Below are 17,471 nucleotides of genomic sequence, written 5' to 3'. Positions count from 1 at the left end.
GCGCCCGCTTCAAGACCGTGCCCGCCTCGTCCTGGACCTCCACATCGTGGTGATCCTCAGCCCAGTCATCGCCGACGAACAGCATCCGAATCCCTAAGATCGACAACAGTTCCAGCAGCCCGCAGGAGCCGGTCGGCGACCTAATGGACAAGTGCTCACGCCACGCGATCGGCGGGCACGACATCCCATCAGCGATCAAGACTCCCGACCACTGGTGAGGGCACGATCTGACCCTAGGACTCAAAGTCCAGGCGAGGGAAGTGCTCACTCACCAGCGGCTACCAGGCACCAAGTCTGCCTAATCGGCTGACCCCGTAGCTCCCATTAGGTGAGGCCGGCGTCGTGGGCGAGGAGGGCGATCTGGGTGCGGTTGTCCAGGCCCAGCTTGGTCAGAATGCTGGAGACGTGAGCCTTCACGGTCGTGACGCCCATGGCGAGATCGGCAGCGATGTCGGCATTGGTGCTGCCCTGGGCGATCGCCAGGGCCACCTCGTGCTCGCGCGGGGTGAGGGCGGCCAGCGCGGCGCGGGCCCGCTCGTAGGCGCCTGCCTGGGCGACGGTGCGGTCCATCAACCGCCGGGTGATGCGCGGTGAAAGGATCGGGTCGCCCGCCGCCACCCGGGTGATCGCCTCCACGATCTGCGGCGGCGAGGTGTCCTTGAGCAGGAATCCGGCGGCGCCCGCGCGGAGCGCGTGCAGGACGTTCTCGTCGGTGTCGAACGTGGTCAGCACGATCACCTCCGGCGGTCGGGCGCGGGCACGCAGCCGGCGGGTGGCGGTGATGCCGTCCACGCGGGGCATGCGCAGGTCCATCAGGACGACGTCGGGGGCGTGGGCGTCGGTGGCGGTGATGGCCTCCTGGCCGTCGCCGGCCTCGGCGACCACGGTGATGCCGGCGGCGCCGTCGAGCATCATGCGCAGTCCGGCCCGGACCAGGGCGTCGTCGTCGACCAGTAACACGCGGATCACGCGGGCCATGGTAGCCGGGCCTGGAGCCGGAACTCTCCCTCCGCGCTGTGGTGATCCAGTTGCCCGCCGGCCAGCCGTACCCGCTCGGTGAGCCCGACCAGGCCGAGGCCGCTGCCGGGCACGAGGGGGGCGGTGCCCGCCGGGGGCAGCGGGTTGCGGACGTCGATCAGCAGGGGCGCGCCGGGAGTGCCGCGCAGCAGCACGTCGACCGGCTGGCCGGGGGCGTGCTTGCGGGCGTTGGTCAGCCCCTCCTGCACGACCCGGTAGGCGGTACGGGACGCGGCCACCGGCAGGGCGGCGGCCTCGGGGACCTCCTCGCTGAGGCGTACCCGCTGGCCGGCCTGCCGTGCGTCGTCGATCAACCCGGGCAGGTCGGCCAGCGCCGGCCGGGGCCGCAGCTCGTCCAGCGGGTCGTCCTCCTCCCGGAGCAGGCCGATCACCTGGCGTAGCTCCTCCAGAGCCTGGTGGACACCGGTACGGATCACCCCGGCGGCCCGGGCGAGCTGGTCGGGGGAGGAGTCCGGCCGGTATTCCAGGGCCCCGGCGTGGGTGGCCACCAGGGACAGGCGGTGGGCCAGCACGTCGTGCATCTCCCCGGCGAGCCGGCGGCGTTCGGCCATGCGGGCCTCGGCGATCCGCCTGCCCTGCTCGGCCTCGGCGCGGTCGGCGCGCTCGTGCAGGGAGATGAGCAGGGCGCGGCGGGAGCGGGCCAGCGCCCCCCAGCCGAGCAGCGCGCCGTAAGCGGCGCAGATCAGCAGCAGCCACCATTGCTGGGAGATGCCCGAGTTCGGCCGCCACAGCCCCTGGGCCAGGTGAGCCGCGATGCCTGCGGCCGCCACCGCCGCCGCGACGGGGAAGCGCCTGCGCTGGGCCACCTGCAGCGCCCCCATCGTCGCCGCCGGCGTGGCCACCGGGGAGAGCGCGGCCAGGACGGTGGCGGCCAGCGCCCCCGAGGCCGGCCACCACAGCTGGGCGATCGCGGCGGCCAGGCTCGCCGCCGCGACCGCGGCGTCCAGCCCCCATGTGGGCCGGCCGGCCAGGCTCCACAGCGTCAGGGCGGTCAGCCCGCCTATGCCCAGGGCCACGCTGGCCACCGCAATCGGGTGCGGGGGTCGGATCTCGCTCACCGGCTCAGGCTAACGGCCGGTACGGCGGCGCCATCACCTACCAAAGGAGGACCCGTACCCCACCCCGGTCGGACAGGGCGCGACCGCCCGCCCGATGTGGCGAACCCCGCAACCGGGCGAAGCTGTCCGGCATGAACACCTCAGCCAAACGAACTGTCCTCACCGTGATCGGCGCACCCGCAGCCGCCCTGGCCGTCTGGGCCCTGGCGGTGCCGGTGGCCGGAATGACCCTGACCGTACGGATGGGCGTCGGCACGCAGCCGGTCGGGCCGGAGTCGGTCCTGATGGCGAGCCTGGTCGCCGGGCTGGCGGGCTGGGCGTTGCTGGCCCTCCTGGAGCGGTTCGCGTCCCGGCCGCGCCGGATCTGGACGGTCGTCGCGCTGGTCGTGCTCGCCCTGTCCCTGCTCGGCCCGCTCGGCAGCGCCGTTGGTGTCGCCACGACGCTGGTGCTGCTCCTGCTGCATCTGGTCGTCGGGGCCGTCCTCGTGCCGGGGCTGGCGCGCCGATAACCCTGCCCGAGCCGCCGGCCCCCGGCTACTCGCCCGGCGGGAAGTCGGCGGAGCGGCTCACGTGCGCCCAGCGCTCGGCTTCGGCGGCGCGGGCCTTGGAGGAGGCCTCCGCCCGCTCCACCGCTCCGGCGCCGAGCAGCAGGCGCAGCGGCGGGTCGTCCAGGTCGGCGATCTCGGTGATGATCCGTGCCGCGCGCCCCGGGTCCCCGCGCCAGGTGGCGACGGTGGTTTCGCGGTAGCGGTTCATCTCGCCGACGGTCTGCTCGTAGTCCTCGCCCACCGGCAGGGCGGTCATCGACGCGCCGCCCCAGTCCGTACGGAACCCGCCGGGCTCGATGATCGTCACCTTGACGCCCAGGGGCTTCACCTCCGCGTTGAGCACCTCGGAGAAGCCCTCCACGGCGAACTTCGCGGTCTGGTACGCCGCGAGCCCCGGCGAGCCGCCCACCCGCCCGCCGATGGAGGAGAACTGGATGAAGTGGCCGGAGCGCTGCCGCCGCAGGACCGGCAGGGCGGCCTTGGTGACGTTGACCACCCCGTAGAGGTTCGTCTCGAGCTGGGCTCTGAACTCCTCGTCCGGCATCTCCTCGATGGCCGCGCTGGTGGCGTAGCCCGCGTTGTTGACGACGACGTCGAGCCGGCCGAACGCGTCGAGCGCGAGCGCGACGGCCGCCCGGGCCGCCTCGGCGTCGGTGACGTCGAGGGCCGTGGTGCGGACGCGGTCGCCGTGGCGCCGCCTGAGGTCCTCCAGCTGCTCGGGGCGGCGGGCGGTGACGACGGCGCGCTGCCCGCCGTCGAGCACGGCGTGGGCGAGCGCCAGGCCGAAACCGCGCGAGCCGCCGGTGATGAGCCAGGTCTTGGTCACGATGGGTCCCCGCTTTCCTAACTAAACAGTCATTTAGATGCTGCGGCCTGCGGTGGCGCGTTGTCAAATAACCGGTTAGTTGCTTAGCTTGGACGCATGTCCCTCGAACCACCTCGCGCCCGCGACGCGGAGGCGACGAAGGCCCGGCTGCTCCAGGCCGCCACGGACGAGTTCGCCGCGTACGGCATCGCCGGCGCCCGCGTGGACCGCATCGGCGCCGCCGCCAAGGCCAACAAGGCGCTCATCTACACCTACTTCGGCAGCAAGGAGCAGCTCTTCGACGCGGTCATGGACACGCACGTCGCCCGCGTCCTGGACCAGGTCCCCTTCACGCCGGAGGACCTGCCGGGCTACGCGGGCCGCCTGTTCGACTTCCTGCTGGCCAATCCCCACCAGCTCCGCCTGGCCACTTGGCACCGCCTCGAACGCTCGGGCACCGGCCACGAGCCCGACGGGCTGCGTGACTCGATGGGCCGCAAGACGGACGCCATCGCGGCGGCGCAGGCGGACGGGCAGGTGACGGCCGCCTTCACCCCCGAGGACCTGCTCGCCTTCACCCTGGCCCTCACCAACGCCTGGATGCCGACCAGCCCGGTGGCGGCCACGGGCCAGGACACGCGCCGGCACCGCGCCGCGGTCGTCGAGGCCGTCCGCCGCCTCGTGACCTAGCCGGCGACGGTCATCGGCGCCTGCGGGCCGTTCGGGGGGAGCAACCCGCCCTCGAAGGCGGGCGGCAGCGACCGGAGGGTGCGGATGTCACTCGGCCGGGACGGCCGCAGCCGGGTCATGAACGGCGGTTTCCGGGGCCTTTCCGGCCGCCCGGCGGACGGTGACGCGCTCCAGGGCCCAGAGGACGACGGTCCCGGCGGAGAGGGTGGCGCCCAGGACGCACACCCCGGTCCAGCCGCCCTGGGCCCAGACCACCGAGGCCAGCGCGGACCCGATCGCGCCGCCGACGAACAGGACGGTCATGAAGGCGGAGTTGATCCGGTTGCGGGCCTCGGGGCGGAGCGCGTAGATGACGTTCTGGCTGCTGTTGAGCACCGCTTGATGCGCCAGGTCCAGCACGATCACGCCGGCGAACAGCCACACCAGCGAATGCGCCCCCGCCGCGAGCGCCGCCCAGGAGCCCGCCAGCAACACCGTCCCGGCCCCGGTCACGTACTGGACCAACCCCCGGTCGGCCAGCCGCCCCGCCACCGTGGCGGTCAGCGCGCCCACGGCGCCCACCAGCCCGAACAGACCGATGGCCGACTCTGACCAGCCGTACGGCGGTCGCACCAGCAGGAACGTCAACGCCGTCCACAACACGCTGAACGAAGCCAGGCTCAACCCGGCGATCCCCGCCCGCCACCGCAGCAACGGCTCGTACCGGAACATCGCCACCGTCGAGAGCAGCAGCCCACGGTACGACCGGCGCTCGCCGTCACCGCCGAGCCGGGGCAGACAGACGCGCAGCAGCACGGCCATCAGCACCATCAGGATCGCGTTCACCCAGTAGACCGTCCGCCACCCGCCCAGCTCCGACAGCGCCCCGGAGGCGGTACGCGCCAGCAGCAAACCCAGCATCAGGCCGGTCATCACCGTGCCGACCACCCGGCCACGCTCGGCCGGGGCCGCCACCGTCGCAGCGAAGGCCACCACGACCTGGGCTCCCACCGAGGTCAACGCGGTCAGCGCCGTACTGGCCAGGAGTACCGTGCCGTTCGGGGCCAGCGCCGACACCAGCAGGAACACCGCGGTCGCCGCGTAGAGCGACATGGCCAGGCGACGCCGCTCCACCAGGTCGCCGAGCGGCACCAGCAGGATCAGCCCCAGCGCGTACCCGGCCTGCGCGGCCGTCACCGTCAGCGCCGCCTGCGACGGCTCGACCCCCAGCTCCCGCCCGATCAGGTCGAGCAGCGGCTGCGCGAAATAGTTGCCCGCGACCGCCAGTCCGGTGGCCGCCGACATGAGCAGCAGTAGACCGTGGGACAGGCCGCCGACGTTCGTGTGAGATCTCGTCGTCGTCATGCACCCAGCCTCGGGGGCCGGGCATCCATGAGTCCAACGCATGTTTGTCATCGAACCGATCGTGGTTCACGATTGATCCATGGAGCTTCAGCAAATGCGCTACGTCGTGGCGGTCGCGGAGACGAGCAACTTCACCCGCGCCGCCGAGCAGTGCCTGGTCGTCCAGTCCGCGCTGAGCCACCAGATCGCCCGCCTCGAACGCGAGCTGGGGGCCAAGCTGTTCGACCGCACGAGCCGTCGCGTCCGGCTGACCCTCGCCGGCGAAGCGTTCCTCCCCGCGGCCCGCCAGGCCCTCGACGCCGCCGAACGAGCCCAGGCCGAGGTGGCGGCCGCCGTCGGCGAGATCCGCGGCCGGCTCGCCATCGGAGCCATCCCCACCGTCGCGGCGGTCGACCTGCCGGCCGTGCTCAAGGACTTCCACCTGCGGCATCGGCAGGTGCGGATCAGCCTTCGCTCGGGCGGGAGCGAGGTGCTGACCGAACAGGTCCGGCAGGGCACCCTGGACGTCGCCTTCCTGGGGCTTCCCCTGGGCCTGCGGCCCCAGGGCGTCCGCGGTCGCGAACTGGCCCGCGGCGAGCTCGTCGCCCTGGTGGCACGCGACCACCCGCTGGCGGACGAGGAACACGTGGACCTGCGTCAGCTGGCGGACGAACTGTTCGTGGACTTCCCGTCCGGGACCGCCGCGCGGGCCCAGTCGGACGAGGCGTTCGCGGCGGCCGGGGTGCGGCGCGAGGTCGCCTTCGAAGTGACGACCGTGGACTTCATCGCCCGCCTGATCGAGCAGGGCCTGTGCATCGGGTTGCTGCCCGCCGCGTTCGTGTCACAGCTCCCGGACCTGCCCGTCCTGCGGATTCATGACGCTCCCAGCCGTATGGAGCACCTCATCTGGAGCCGTTTCACGCCCTCTCCCGTCGCCGCCGCGTTCCTGTCCTCCCTCGGCGTCCCGGCGGCGGGATCGTCATACTCCTGACCCCGCCGCCGCACTCCGCCGAGGCCGCTTGCTCCGCCGCGGCAAGGCGCGCATGTTGGTGGTGGCCGCGCTTCAACCCCCTGAGCCGTGAGGAGCTGTGGGTATGTCCGATGACGAGGTACGCCACGTGTTCCGGATCGTCGACCGGTTCGAGCCGGACGAGTTCGTCAAGTTGCTGGCCGAGGACGCCACCATGGTGTTCGCCAACGCCGAGCCGATGGTCGGGCACGAGGCCGTCGCCGCAGGGTTGCGGGCGTTCTTCGCCACCATCGGCGGGCTCAGGCACCGGATCGTGCGCGACTGGCGGGTCGGCGCCGACACGATCGCCCAGACCGAGGTGACCTACCGGCGCCTCGACGGCGGGGACGTCAGCCTTCCCGCCGTGACGATCTGGACCACCCGCGACGACGGCCTGATCTCGGACTACCGCGTCTTCATCGACCTCGCGCCGCTCTACGCGGCTCCCTGACCCCCGGCGGGGGCGCCGGCGTGGTCGGCAGGGGAGCGAGGAGCAGCCTCATGAGGCCTGTTCCCCGCCGCCCCGCCGGGCCTCCGGCGCCGCCGTCGCGACCTGCACGGCCCGCGCGTGGTTCTGCACGCCGTAGGCCCGCATCACCTGTACCGACTTCTCCCACTCCTTCATCCGCTCGATGCCGCGGTCGCCGGTGGCGAGCAGCACGGCCTCGACGAGCGTCTCAAGCAGCACGAGCAGGCCGGCGTCGGAGTCGAAGGGGATGCCGTCCACCTTGACGGGCAGGACGATGTCGGCGTGGCTCGTGGCGGGCGAGAGCCCCTGATCGGTGATGACGATCACCGTGGCCCCGCGGGCCTTGGCGAACTGCGCGGCGGTGAAGGCCGCCATCTCGTAGCGCCGGAAGTCGAGCACGATCGCCACCGAGCCCTTGCCGAGGCCGAGGTATTTGCCGATGTCGTGGCCGAGGGGTTCGGACAGGAAGTCCACGTTGTGGATGACCTGGTCGAGCTGGCGGGCCACGAGCATCGCGAAGTAACGGGTGAAGTAGCCGCCGGAGATCACCACGCGCTTGGGCCGGTCGGCGAGCGCCTTGACGGCCCTGGCGAACTCGCTCGGCGGCACCTGCGTCTCCAGCGCCTCGACGAGGGCGACCCGCTCGCGTATCGCCTGGCTGAGCAGCGACTTCTCGTCCTGCAGCCCCCGCACCTGCTCGGTCCGGCTGACCGGACTGCTCATGTAGTGGGCCACCTCCTCGCGCAGCAGGGCCTGGAACGCGGGGTAGCTGCCGATGCCGAGGCGGCTGAGGAGGCGCAGCACGGTGGGCGTGCTTGTCCCGGCACTCTTCGCCAGACGCGCGGCGCTGTCGAGCCCGGCACTGGGGTAGTTGGACAGCAGCGCCCGCGCCACCTTCTTCTCGGCGGGACTGAGCTCGTCCATTCGGGCGAAGATCTCGTCATTGATCGGCATCGTGGTCGCTCTCTGGCGGGGGTCGGTGAAGCGTCACCTCAGCGTGACAACCCCATCCTGGCCCCCGAACGCGGCGAACATCGTCGGCGAGTTGTGGGACGGCAGGCCCTTGGACCGGGCCGTCGGTGGCGGCCCGCACCCGGCCGTGCGGGCCGGCGGCACGGTGACGTTCGCCGGGATGACGGCGGCGGGTGCGGGCGGCTTCCTGCGGTCCGCTCTCGCTCGGTGAGCTGAGCCGGACGAACGTTCCTAGGCGGTCTCCTCGCCGTAGTGGGCGGCGATGTCCTCAGGCTCGGGCCATCCGCTGTAGGCGGGTGACTGCGGCCAGCCCTCGGGTGAGTCCTGCCACTCCTCCTGCCGCCCGTACGGCAGCAGGTCGATCAGCGCGAAGTTGTGACCGAGTTGCTCGCAGCCCCGGCCGCTGGAGTGCCAGGTGCGATAGACGGTGTCGCCGTCGCGCAGGAACACGTTGATGGCGAAGCCTCCGCCGGGCGGTGCGCCGACGTCGGCGCCGAACGGGCTGTCGGCGGTGGAGTACCAGGCCATCTTGTTACCGACCCGCCGCTTGTAGGCGAGCGCCTCGTCGATCGGGCCCTGGGTGACGATCACGAACCGGGCGTCGTAGTTGCTCAGGAAGTCCAGCCGGGTGAACTGCGAGGTGAACCACGTGCAGCCCCCGCACTGCCATTTCTCGCCCGGGAACCACATGTGGTTGTAGACGATCAGCTGTCTCCGGCCCTCGAAGACCGCGGCCAGCCGAACCGGCCCGGCCTCGCCCTCCAGGATGTAGTCCGGCATCCGCACCATGGGCAGGCGGCGGCGCTCGGCGGCGATGGCGTCGAGTTCCCGGGTCGCGGCCTTCTCCCGGGCACGCAGTGCTTCGAGCTGACGCTGCCAGGTGTCGGCGTCGACGATGGGTGGTAGCGCGTTTGTGCTCATGGCCCCTCACTGATCAGGTGGCGGCTTGGAGTGTGCAGGGGTATTAGACCTGGCCCGGTCGCCGAATTCATCGGTCGTCGGCCGATTCGACCGGGAAGTGGCCCTGGGGCGGGGTGGTCAAGGAGCTCCTCGGGCGACTTTTCTATCGGGATGATGATGAACTCGGGGATGAGGGGATCAGGCCGTGACCGCGGCGGCCAGGGCGCCGGCGACCGCCGCGCGAGCCCCGAACGTACTCGTCCTGACCTGCAGCGAAGCGCCCTCCGTGACGGTCAGCCAGCGGCGGGTGGCGGCCAGCGTCTCCGGCCGGGCGCCGATGCCGCCGCCCAGCACGAACACCGCCGGGTCGACGATCGCCCTGACCGCCCGCAGCGCCAGGGCCAGCAGCCGGCCCAGCTCGTCCAGCACCCGCGCCGCCGCCTCGTCCCCGTCGTTCGCCGCGGCGAACACCTCCGGCGCCGTCCACCGCCGGCCGGTCAGCTCGTGGTAGCGGCGCTCGATGCCACGGCCGCTGACCCGCTGCTCCAGCGGCCCGTGCACCAGGTTGGCCGGGTCGAACGGGTCCGCGCCGAAGGGCAGGTCGGCCACCTCGCCGGCCAGCCCGCGGCTGCCCGCGTACATGCGGCCGTCCAGCACCAGGCCGAGCCCGACCCCGGTGCCGACCGCGACGAACGCGAGGTCGCCGCCGCCGTCCGGCTGCCAGACGTGCTCGCCCCAGGCGGCCAGGTTCGCGTCGTTGTGCACCAGGGGCCGGGTGCCCAGGCGGGACTCCAGGTCGCCGGGCACGTCCATCCGGTCCCAGCCCGGGATGTTGGGCGCGTGCCCGACGGCGCCGCTGACCGGATCCGGGGCACCGGGACAGCCGATCGCCACCCGCGCCGGCAGCCCCGTGCTGCCCGCGGCCGCCGCCAGCGACGCCACCAGCTCGGCGATCTGGCTCGTCACGGCGGTGCCACCGCGCGGATCGGTACGCTCGACACGATCCAGCAGCCGGTGCCGGGCCGGGTCGTAGAGCACGGCGTGCAGCTTCGTGCCGCCCAGGTCGACGCCCACGACCGGCCCGGCCGTGTCTCCCCGCGGCACTGGCCGGGCGGTGTCTTCCCGCGGCGCGGCCGGTGCCACGTCTTCCCGCGGCACTGGCCCGGCTGCGGCTTCCGGCGGTGTCGGGGCGGACGGGGCCGGCCCGACACCGGTCGGCGGGAGCCAGCCGGCCTCGGCGAGCGCCCGGCGCAGCGGGCCGGCCAGGCCGGTACGGTCGGTTCCGGGCATCACCACGGGCGGCGTCCTGAGTCTCGAGCGGGTTGAGGGATGGATACAGTATCAGCCTGATAGAAAACTACAGATCGGTAACTCCAGGGGGAGCAGCCATGCCGGGTCCGACCTCCTCGACGGCCAATGCCGGCACCGTCTCGCGGGTCAACCAGACCGCGATCCTCGACGTGCTGCGCCAGCACGGGCCGCTGTCGCGGCAGGAGATCGGCGCCCGCACCGGTCTCAGCGCCGCGACCGTGACCCGGCTGGCCGCCCAGCTGCAGCGCAAGGGCCTGATCGTCGCCGACGGGCACCAGCCGTCCACCGGCGGGCGGCCCTCGATCCTGCTGCGCTACAGCGGGCGGGGCAATCTCGTCTCGGTGGTGCACGTGGGCGCCACCCGCACCGAGGGGGCGCTGGTCGACTTCGACGGCGTCATCGTGCACCGGGTCCAGCGCCCGGTGGTCCCCGACGTGCTGCACGCCGCCGACCGCGCGACCATCCGGCTGGAGGAGGCGCTCTCCGTCGCCGCCGAGCTGGGCGCCGCCGCGGACGGCCGGGGCCAGCCCAGCCAGGCGGTGGGGGTCGCCGTCCCCGGGGTCGTCGACGGCGCCGACGGGCGCGTGACCTGGGCGCCCGCGCTCGACTGGCGCGAGGTGCCGGTCGGCTCGCTGCTGCACGACCGTACCGGGCTTCCCGTCGTGGTCGAGAACGACGCCAACGTGCTGGCCGTCGGCGAGCACCGTCGCGGCGCCGGCCAGGGCGTGCAGGACCTCGTCGCCGTCGTGCTGGGCACCGGCATCGGCGTCGGCATCGTCACCGGCGGCCGGTTGCACCGAGGCTCGCGGGCGGCGGCCGGCGAGATCGGCTACATGCTGCTGGAGCGCTCCTCGCTGGCCCGGCTGTTCCCCGGGTTCGGTGACCTGGAGAGCCGGGTCGGGTCGGCCGGGCTGACCCGGCAGGCCCGCGAGCGCGGCATCGCCGCCCCGGCCGACCGGCCGCTCACCGCGGCCGACGTGTTCGACCTGGTCAGGGGCGGCAGCGGGGAGGCGCGGGCGCTGCTGGAGGAGACGCTCGACTACGTCGCGCTGGCCGTGGCCAACCTGTGCACGGTCCTGGACCCGGAGCTGGTCATCGTCGGCGGCGAGATGGGCGGCGCCGCCGACCTCATCACCCCCGGCCTGCGCGACCGGCTCGTCGGCCGGATCCCGCACGTGCCGCGGCTGGCCGCGTCCGCGCTGGGCGAGGACGCCGCGATCGTGGGCGCCGCCGAGCTGGCCGCGCGCCTGGTGAGCGACTCCGCCTACGTCCAGGCCACCCGCTGAGCCCGCCCGTTCGCGGCGGAAAGGTCGGCGCGGACGGTAGACGGCGACCCCGGCGGTGGGGCACCATTGGGCCACTTATTGCTCGCGATGGTGGAAAAGTCGCCGGAGAAAGGGTGTGGTGCTGATGCCGAGACCGAGTCGAAGGTGGCGTGCCGGTATCGCGGTCGGCGCCCTGGCCGTGCTCCTGGCGGCGTGCGGTGCGGACGGCGGCGGCAGCGGCGATGAGGCCGGCGGGCGGCCGTACACCATCGGGCTGAGCAACGGCTTCGTCGGCAGCGAGTGGCGCACCCAGATGGTCGAGGGCTTACAGGCGGCCTTCGCCGAATACCAGAAGGAGGGCGTCGTCGACGAGCTGGTCGTCGAGAGCGCGGACACCGACGTCAACGGCCAGATCCAGCAGATCCGCAACCTCATCAACCGCGACGTCGACGCGATCATCGTCAACCCGAACTCCGAGACCGCCCTGGACGCCGTCTTCCGCGAGGCGATCCAGCAGGGCATCAAGGTGCTCGCCATCGACCAGGCGGTCACCTCCAAGGACGTCACGAACGTCGTCATCGACCAGGCCGAGTGGGCCCGCATCTCCGCCGAGTGGCTGGCCAAGCAGGTGGGCCAGGGCGGCAGCATCCTCGTCGTGAACGGCATCGCCGGCCACCCGGCCAACGAGATGCGCTGGGGCGCCGCCAAGGCGGTCTTCGACAAGGCCGGCGTCAAGGTGCTGACGGTCGCCGACGGCAACTGGGACCAGGCCACCGGCCAGCAGGTGATGACGAACCTGCTGGCCACCTACCCCGACGTGGACGGCGTCTGGACGCAGGACGGCATGGCCGAGGGCGTGTTCCGGGCCGTCCAGGCGGCCGGGCGGCTGGACAAGATCAAGATCTCCGGCGAGGCCCGGGTCGGCTTCATGCGGCTCTGGAACGCGGGACGGGCCGACGGCTTCGAGAGCATCGGAGTGGTGAACCCGCCCGGCGGTGCCGTCTCCGCGCTGCACATGGCCGTCAACGTGCTGGACGGCCGGAAGTTCGCCGCCGGCAGCATCTCCGGCAACACCGTCCACGTCCCGATCCCCTACACGGTCGACCAGGCCACCTTCGACCAGCAGTGGGGCAAGGTCAGCGGCGAGAGCGACGCGTACAGCCTGGACGGTTCGCTGACCCGCGAGCAGGCCGCGGAATTCTTCCAGTGAGCACCGCACTGCTGGAGATGACGGGCGTCCGCAAGCGGTACGGCGGCGTCCAGGCGCTCGACGGGGCGAGCCTCACGGCGGTGCGCGGTGAGGTGCACGCCCTGCTCGGCCCGAACGGCTCCGGCAAGAGCACGCTGGACAAGACCCTGGCCGGCACCGTCGTCCCGGACTCCGGCGAGATCCGGATCGACGGTGCCGTGGCCCGGATCGGCGGCCCGCGCGACGCGCACGCGCTCGGCGTCGCCGCCGTCTACCAGCAGCTGAGCATCGTCGGCGACCTGACGGTGACCCAGAACGTGGTGCTCGGGCTGGAGCCGGCCCGCCGGTGGGGGTTCCTCGACCACCGCGCCGCCCGCGACCGCGCCGGCGCCGCGCTGGAGCGGTTCGCCGCCGCGTTCTCCGGCCGGTTGCCGCTGGACCGGCCGGCCGGTTCGCTCGGTCCGGGCGAGCTGCAGATCGTCGAGGTCGCCAAGGCGCTGGCCCGCGGGCCCCGCATCCTCGTGCTCGACGAGGCCACCGCGTCGCTGCACAAGGAGCAGGTCGAGGTGCTGTTCGAGGTGGTCGGGGAGCTGCGCGCGGCCGGGGTGCTGGTGCTGTTCACCTCACACCGGTTGGATGAGGTGTTCGCGCTGTGCGACCGGGCCACGGTGCTCCGCAACGGCCGTACCGCCGGCACGGTCGAGCTCGCGGACACCGACGAGGCCGAGCTGGTCGGGCTCATGGTCGGCGACGTGCCCCACCGGGCACCCCGCCGGGCGCCGGCCACGACGGGGGCGCCGGCGCCCACGGAAGCATTCGTGGGAGCGGGGCCGGAGGCGAGGCCGGGCGCGGAGGCGGAGGCGGAGGCGGTGCCGGGCGCGGAGGCGAGGGCGGGCGCGGAGGCGAGGCCGGGCGCGGAGGCGGTGCCGGGGGCGAGGCTGGAAGTGCGTGGGCTCACCACCGAGCGGCTGCGCGATGTCGGCTTCACCGCTCGCGCCGGCGAGGTGCTGGGGCTCGGCGGCCTGCAGGGGCAGGGCCAGTCCGAGCTGCTGCTCGCCCTGTTCGGCGCCGCCCGCGTCAGCGCCGGCGAGGCGCTGCTGGACGGCCGGCCGCTGCCGCTCACCTCGCCCGTCAGGGCCGCCCGCGCCGGCGTCGCCCTGGTGCCCGGCGACCGTGGCCGGCAGGGCATGTTCGCGACCCGGCCGATCCAGGAGAACCTCTCGCTGGCCAGCATGCGCCGCCGGGCCCGGGCCGGGCTCGCGCTGGGCGCCGCGGCCGAGCGGAGCGCCGCCCGGTCGATGGTCGAGCGGCTGCGGATCAAGCTCGGCTCGCTGGCCGACCCGGTGTCCACGTTGTCCGGCGGCAACCAGCAGAAGGTCGTCATCGGCAAGTGGCTGCTCGACCGGCCGCGGGTCGTGCTGCTCGACGACCCCACCAAGGGCGTCGACGTCGCCGCGAAGGAGGAGATCTACGCGATCGTGCGCGGCCTGGCCGACGACGGCGCCGTGGTCATCCTCAACTCCAGCGACAACCGCGAGCTGGCCGAGCTGAGCGACCGCGTGCTGGTGCTGTTCGAGGGCGCCGTCGTCGAGGAGCTGAGCGGGGCGGCGATCACCGAGGGCCGGCTGGTGGCCGGCGCGCTGCGGCTCGCCCCGGGGGAGTCGCTGTGAACGTACCGGCCCGGCTGCGCGACCTCCGGTGGGCCGGCGTCCAGCTGTCCGGCGTCGCGACGGTCGCGATGCTGGTGGTCGCCGTGGCCGTCAACACGGCGCTGCAGCCGAACTTCTGGGGCGGCTACGCGCTGACCTCGAACTTCGCGACGTTCGTACCACTGGTGGCGATCGCCATCGGGCAGACGGTCGTGGTGCTGAGCGGCGGCCTCGACCTCTCGCTCGGCGCCCAGGTCACGCTGGCCAGCGTCGTCGCCGTCCAGGTCGTGGACGGGCGGCTGGACCGGCTCCCGCTGGCCGCGGCCGCCGCGCTGGGCGTCGGGATGGCCTGCGGCGCGCTGAACGGGCTGGTGGTCGCGCTGTTGCGGCTTCAGCCGATCGTCGCGACGTTCGCGACCAGCTTCGTGTTCTCCGGGCTGGCGCTGGTGGTGCTGCCGACTCCCGGCGGCTCGGTGCCGATCGAGGTCACGACGGCCTACCGGGACTCCGTGCTCGGGGTGCCGGTCGCGCTGCTGGCCATCGTCGGGCTCGCGCTGCTCTGGCGGGTGCTGCGCGGGCACCGCGTGCTCCGGCACGTCTACGCCGTCGGCGGTGACGCCGAGGCCGCGTACGCCTCGCTGGTGCCGGTCACCCGGACCCGGGTCTGGGCGTACGTGCTGGGCGGGCTGTTCGCGGCGCTGTCGGCGCTGGCGGTCCTGGCCAACACCGGCTCCGGCGACCCGTTCGTGGGCAACGAGCTGACGCTGGCGTCCGTGGCCGCGGTGGTGCTCGGCGGGACCGCGCTGGCGGGCGGGCGCGGCGGGGCGGGCGGGTCGATCCTGGGCGCCATGGTCCTCGCCCTGGTCACGAACATCGTGTTCTTCGCCGACGTGCCGACGACGTACCGGCAGCTGGTCAACGGCGCCGTGATCATCCTGGCCCTGGCGCTGGCCGGCATCCCGGCCCTGCAGAAGAGGAGGCCGGCGGCATGAGCGCACCGACCGTGGAGGCGCCGCGACGGGTCCTCGCCTGGCGGCCCGGGCCGGTGGCGCTGGCCGGCGCGATCGCCGTCGCCCTGGTGATCGCCGGTGAGTTGCTCTCGCCCGGGTTCGCCGGGTACGGGCAGCTGGTCAACCTCATGCGGGTGGCGGCGTTCCTCGGCGTCATCGCGATCGGCCAGACCATCGTGATCATCGCAGGGGGCGGTGGAGTCGACCTGTCCGTGGGCAAGGTGGCGACGTTCGCCGCCATCATCGGGTCGCGGGTGATGGCCGGCGACGACGCCGGCATCGTGCCGGCCGTGGCCCTGGCGCTGCTCGTCTCCGCCGGGATCGGGCTGGTCAACGGGCTGTGCGTGACGCTGCTGCGGATCCCGCCGTTCGTCATGACGCTGGGCATGATCGGCGTGGTGCAGGGGCTGATCCTCGCCTACACCGGCGGGCAGGCCAGCGGCCGGGCGGCGCCGGCGCTCACGTCGCTGGTCAACGGCCGGGTCGTCGGCGACCTGCCGGGACTGCTGTTCCTGTGGCTGCTGCTCGGCCTGCTCGCCGTCTGGCTGCTGCGCCGCACCACGTTCGGCTGGAACCTGTTCGCCGTCGGGGCCAACCGGACCGCCGCCGAGCTGACCGGCGTGCGGGTGAACCGCACGCTGATCGTGGCGTACGTGCTGTCCGCGACGTTCGCCGGGCTGGGCGGCATCCTGCTGCTCGGGTACACCGAGTCGGTCTTCCTCGACCTCGCCGACCAGTACATGCTGCCGTCGGTGGCGGCCGTCGTCATCGGCGGGACGCTGCTGGCCGGCGGCATCGGCGGCTACGCCGGCACCGCGGTCGGCGCGATCGTGCTGACCGTGCTGCAGGGCCTGCTCACCACGCTGGACATCGGCGGCGCCGGGCGCACCGTCGTGAACGGCATCGTCCTGCTCGTCCTGCTGTCGCTCTACGGGCGGCAGCGACGCCTTCGGAGTTAAGGGGTCCCACGTTGGAGAACAGCGAACGGCTCGGAGTCGGCATCGTCGGCGCCGGATTCATGGCGAACTTCCACGTCGGCTCGTGGACCGGCGTCCGCGACGCCGACGTGGTCGCCGTCCAGAGCCCGCGGGCCGAGAGCGCGCAGGCGCTGGCCGACCGCTGCCGCGAGCTGCGGGTCGGCGACGCGCGGGCCTACACCGACCTGCGCGAGCTGGTCCGCGACCCGCGGGTGGACGCCGTCTGGGTGGTCGCGCCGAACCACGCCCGGCCGGCCGTCATCGAGACCATCGCCGAGGAGGTCACCTCGGGGCGCGCTTCCCTCGTCGGGATCGCCGTCGAGAAGCCGCTCGGCCGCACCCTCGCCGAGGCCCGCCGGGTGGTGGAGCTGGTCGAGGGCGCCGGGCTGTTGCACGCCTACCTGGAGAACCAGGTGTACGCGCCCGCCGTCACGCGGGCCCACGAGCTGCTCTGGGCCCGGGGCGCCGCGCTCGCCGGGACGCCGTACCTCGCCCGGTGCGCCGAGGAGCACAGCGGCCCGCACGCCGCCTGGTTCTGGGACGGGACGCGCCAGGGCGGCGGCGTGCTCAGCGACATGATGTGCCACTCGATCGAGGCCGGCCGGTATCTGCTGACACCGCCCGGCACGGACCAGTCGGACTGGCTCACCCCGGTGTCGGTGAGCGCGCGGATCGCCTCGCTGAAGTGGTCCCGCAAGCGGTACGCCGCCCAGCTGTCCGCCCGGTATGGCGGCGCCGTCGACTACACCCGGCAGCCGGCCGAGGACTACGCCCACGCGACCATCACCTTCCGCAACGGCGACGGGGACGAGGTGGTCATCGAGGCGACCACGTCGTGGAGCTACGTCGGGCCCGGGCTGCGGCTGACGTTCGAGCTGCTGGGGCCGGAATACTCGATGAGCGCCGGCACCCTGAACACCGAGGCGCAGCTCTTCCTCAGCAGGGAGATCAGCTCTCCCGAGGGCGAGGACCTGGTCGAGAAGCAGGGCGCGGAGCAGGGCCTGCTGCCGATCGTGTCCGACGAGGCCCTGACCTACGGGTACACGACCGAGAACCGGGCGGTGACCGCGGACTTCCTGGCCCGGCGGCAGCCGCGAGAGAGCCTGCGGCACGGCGCCGAGGTCAGTGAGCTCATGATGGCCGCGTACCTGTCCGCCGAGACCGGCGAGACGGTGCGCTTCCCGGTGGCCGGCCTGGACACGTTCGTGCCGCGGGTGGCCCAGGGGACGTGGCGGTCCGGCACGGACTGAACCGGCGC

The 17,471-nt window shown here is 73.2% G+C and carries 18 protein-coding genes; 11 read left to right on the top strand and 7 right to left on the bottom strand.

All coding sequences use genetic code 11. The features are described 5' to 3' along the window. Positions 1–324: 324 nt before the first annotated feature. Positions 325–978 (bottom strand): response regulator, encoded by a 654-nt coding sequence (locus tag BLS95_RS40920; protein WP_090944734.1) that lies wholly within the window; start codon positions 976–978, stop codon positions 325–327. Continuing rightward, complete coding sequence (locus BLS95_RS40915; RefSeq protein WP_245765595.1) at positions 966–2,096, bottom strand: sensor histidine kinase; 1,131 nt, start codon at positions 2,094–2,096, stop codon at positions 966–968. Before BLS95_RS40915 ends, BLS95_RS40920 begins: the two co-directional genes overlap by 13 nt. A 131-nt stretch (positions 2,097–2,227) precedes the next feature. Between BLS95_RS40915 and BLS95_RS40910 the strand changes: the two genes are divergently transcribed. Further along, positions 2,228–2,605 (top strand): DUF6069 family protein, encoded by a 378-nt coding sequence (locus BLS95_RS40910; protein WP_090944732.1) that lies wholly within the window; start codon positions 2,228–2,230, stop codon positions 2,603–2,605. A gap of 25 nt (positions 2,606–2,630) precedes the next feature. On the opposite strand, the gene BLS95_RS40905 is transcribed toward BLS95_RS40910, so the two are convergent. Then, positions 2,631–3,470 (bottom strand): oxidoreductase, encoded by an 840-nt coding sequence (locus BLS95_RS40905; RefSeq protein WP_090944730.1) that lies wholly within the window; start codon positions 3,468–3,470, stop codon positions 2,631–2,633. Positions 3,471–3,566: 96 nt separating this feature from the next. On the opposite strand from BLS95_RS40905, the gene BLS95_RS40900 reads away from it, so the two are divergent. Beyond that, complete coding sequence (locus BLS95_RS40900; protein ID WP_090944728.1) at positions 3,567–4,139, top strand: TetR/AcrR family transcriptional regulator; 573 nt, start codon at positions 3,567–3,569, stop codon at positions 4,137–4,139. 87 nt (positions 4,140–4,226) lie between these two features. On the opposite strand, the gene BLS95_RS40895 is transcribed toward BLS95_RS40900, so the two are convergent. Next, entirely contained in the window at positions 4,227–5,483 is a 1,257-nt protein-coding gene (locus BLS95_RS40895) for an MFS transporter (RefSeq protein ID WP_176993651.1), read from the bottom strand. Positions 5,484–5,562: 79 nt separating this feature from the next. On the opposite strand from BLS95_RS40895, the gene BLS95_RS40890 reads away from it, so the two are divergent. Then, positions 5,563–6,453, top strand: coding sequence for a LysR substrate-binding domain-containing protein (locus BLS95_RS40890; protein ID WP_090944726.1), 891 nt, complete (start codon positions 5,563–5,565; stop codon positions 6,451–6,453). A gap of 103 nt (positions 6,454–6,556) precedes the next feature. Next, complete coding sequence (locus BLS95_RS40885; protein WP_090944723.1) at positions 6,557–6,922, top strand: nuclear transport factor 2 family protein; 366 nt, start codon at positions 6,557–6,559, stop codon at positions 6,920–6,922. 48 nt (positions 6,923–6,970) lie between these two features. Here the strand turns inward: BLS95_RS40885 and BLS95_RS40880 are convergent, their stop codons facing one another. Then, positions 6,971–7,894 carry a MurR/RpiR family transcriptional regulator gene (locus BLS95_RS40880; RefSeq protein WP_090944721.1) on the bottom strand — a complete coding sequence of 308 codons (924 nt, stop codon included), beginning with the start codon at positions 7,892–7,894 and terminating at the stop codon, positions 6,971–6,973. Positions 7,895–7,937: 43 nt separating this feature from the next. Between BLS95_RS40880 and BLS95_RS40875 the strand changes: the two genes are divergently transcribed. Beyond that, positions 7,938–8,123, top strand: a complete 186-nt coding sequence (locus BLS95_RS40875) for a hypothetical protein (protein WP_143044083.1) — start codon at positions 7,938–7,940, stop codon at positions 8,121–8,123. A 20-nt stretch (positions 8,124–8,143) separates the two neighbouring features. On the opposite strand, the gene BLS95_RS40870 is transcribed toward BLS95_RS40875, so the two are convergent. Together BLS95_RS40870 and BLS95_RS40865 are read right to left on the bottom strand one after the other, a co-directional pair. Then, the gene (locus tag BLS95_RS40870; protein WP_090944717.1) at positions 8,144–8,833 is read right to left on the bottom strand and encodes a DUF899 domain-containing protein; all 690 of its coding nucleotides are present in this window, start codon (positions 8,831–8,833) and stop codon (positions 8,144–8,146) included. Positions 8,834–9,010: 177 nt separating this feature from the next. Then, complete coding sequence (locus BLS95_RS40865; protein WP_245765599.1) at positions 9,011–10,102, bottom strand: ROK family protein; 1,092 nt, start codon at positions 10,100–10,102, stop codon at positions 9,011–9,013. A 98-nt stretch (positions 10,103–10,200) separates the two neighbouring features. Here BLS95_RS40865 and BLS95_RS40860 point away from each other — a divergent pair, with 98 nt between their 5' ends. The 6 genes from BLS95_RS40860 (at position 10,201) to BLS95_RS40835 (ending at position 17,463) form a co-directional block, all read left to right on the top strand. Further along, on the top strand, positions 10,201–11,409 hold the full coding sequence (locus BLS95_RS40860) for an ROK family transcriptional regulator (RefSeq protein WP_090944712.1): 1,209 nt from the start codon (positions 10,201–10,203) through the stop codon (positions 11,407–11,409). Positions 11,410–11,533: 124 nt separating this feature from the next. After that, positions 11,534–12,598, top strand: coding sequence for an ABC transporter substrate-binding protein (locus BLS95_RS40855; protein ID WP_090944794.1), 1,065 nt, complete (start codon positions 11,534–11,536; stop codon positions 12,596–12,598). Further along, positions 12,595–14,247 (top strand): sugar ABC transporter ATP-binding protein, encoded by a 1,653-nt coding sequence (locus BLS95_RS40850; RefSeq protein ID WP_245765594.1) that lies wholly within the window; start codon positions 12,595–12,597, stop codon positions 14,245–14,247. The genes BLS95_RS40855 and BLS95_RS40850 overlap by 4 nt, the downstream gene beginning before the upstream one ends. Continuing rightward, entirely contained in the window at positions 14,244–15,218 is a 975-nt protein-coding gene (locus BLS95_RS40845; protein WP_245765593.1) for an ABC transporter permease, read from the top strand. The genes BLS95_RS40850 and BLS95_RS40845 overlap by 4 nt, the downstream gene beginning before the upstream one ends. Continuing rightward, positions 15,215–16,195 (top strand): ABC transporter permease, encoded by a 981-nt coding sequence (locus BLS95_RS40840; protein ID WP_090944710.1) that lies wholly within the window; start codon positions 15,215–15,217, stop codon positions 16,193–16,195. Before BLS95_RS40845 ends, BLS95_RS40840 begins: the two co-directional genes overlap by 4 nt. Positions 16,196–16,206: 11 nt before the next feature. After that, positions 16,207–17,463: a Gfo/Idh/MocA family protein gene (locus BLS95_RS40835; protein ID WP_245765592.1), complete on the top strand. Its 1,257-nt coding sequence runs from the start codon at positions 16,207–16,209 to the stop codon at positions 17,461–17,463. Positions 17,464–17,471: the final 8 nt, after the last annotated feature.

Origin of the sequence: Nonomuraea jiangxiensis, assembly GCF_900099965.1 — a bacterium.
In the GTDB taxonomy this organism is placed as follows: domain Bacteria; phylum Actinomycetota; class Actinomycetes; order Streptosporangiales; family Streptosporangiaceae; genus Nonomuraea; species Nonomuraea jiangxiensis.
This window is presented reverse-complemented; position numbering and strand designations above follow the sequence as displayed.

Excerpts from the sequence above, each read along its gene's own strand:
- BLS95_RS40855 (WP_090944794.1), top strand. The coding sequence starts at position 11,534 with ATGCCGAGACCGAGTCGAAGGTGGCGTGCCGGTATCGCGGTCGGCGCC.
- BLS95_RS40870 (WP_090944717.1), bottom strand. The coding sequence starts at position 8,833 with ATGAGCACAAACGCGCTACCACCCATCGTCGACGCCGACACCTGGCAG.
- BLS95_RS40890 (WP_090944726.1), top strand. The coding sequence starts at position 5,563 with ATGGAGCTTCAGCAAATGCGCTACGTCGTGGCGGTCGCGGAGACGAGC.
- BLS95_RS40880 (WP_090944721.1), bottom strand. The coding sequence starts at position 7,894 with ATGCCGATCAATGACGAGATCTTCGCCCGAATGGACGAGCTCAGTCCC.
- BLS95_RS40860 (WP_090944712.1), top strand. The coding sequence starts at position 10,201 with ATGCCGGGTCCGACCTCCTCGACGGCCAATGCCGGCACCGTCTCGCGG.
- BLS95_RS40895 (WP_176993651.1), bottom strand. The coding sequence starts at position 5,483 with ATGACGACGACGAGATCTCACACGAACGTCGGCGGCCTGTCCCACGGT.
- BLS95_RS40840 (WP_090944710.1), top strand. The coding sequence starts at position 15,215 with ATGAGCGCACCGACCGTGGAGGCGCCGCGACGGGTCCTCGCCTGGCGG.
- BLS95_RS40865 (WP_245765599.1), bottom strand. The coding sequence starts at position 10,102 with ATGCCCGGAACCGACCGTACCGGCCTGGCCGGCCCGCTGCGCCGGGCG.
- BLS95_RS40885 (WP_090944723.1), top strand. The coding sequence starts at position 6,557 with ATGTCCGATGACGAGGTACGCCACGTGTTCCGGATCGTCGACCGGTTC.
- BLS95_RS40920 (WP_090944734.1), bottom strand. The coding sequence starts at position 978 with ATGGCCCGCGTGATCCGCGTGTTACTGGTCGACGACGACGCCCTGGTC.
- BLS95_RS40910 (WP_090944732.1), top strand. The coding sequence starts at position 2,228 with ATGAACACCTCAGCCAAACGAACTGTCCTCACCGTGATCGGCGCACCC.
- BLS95_RS40900 (WP_090944728.1), top strand. The coding sequence starts at position 3,567 with ATGTCCCTCGAACCACCTCGCGCCCGCGACGCGGAGGCGACGAAGGCC.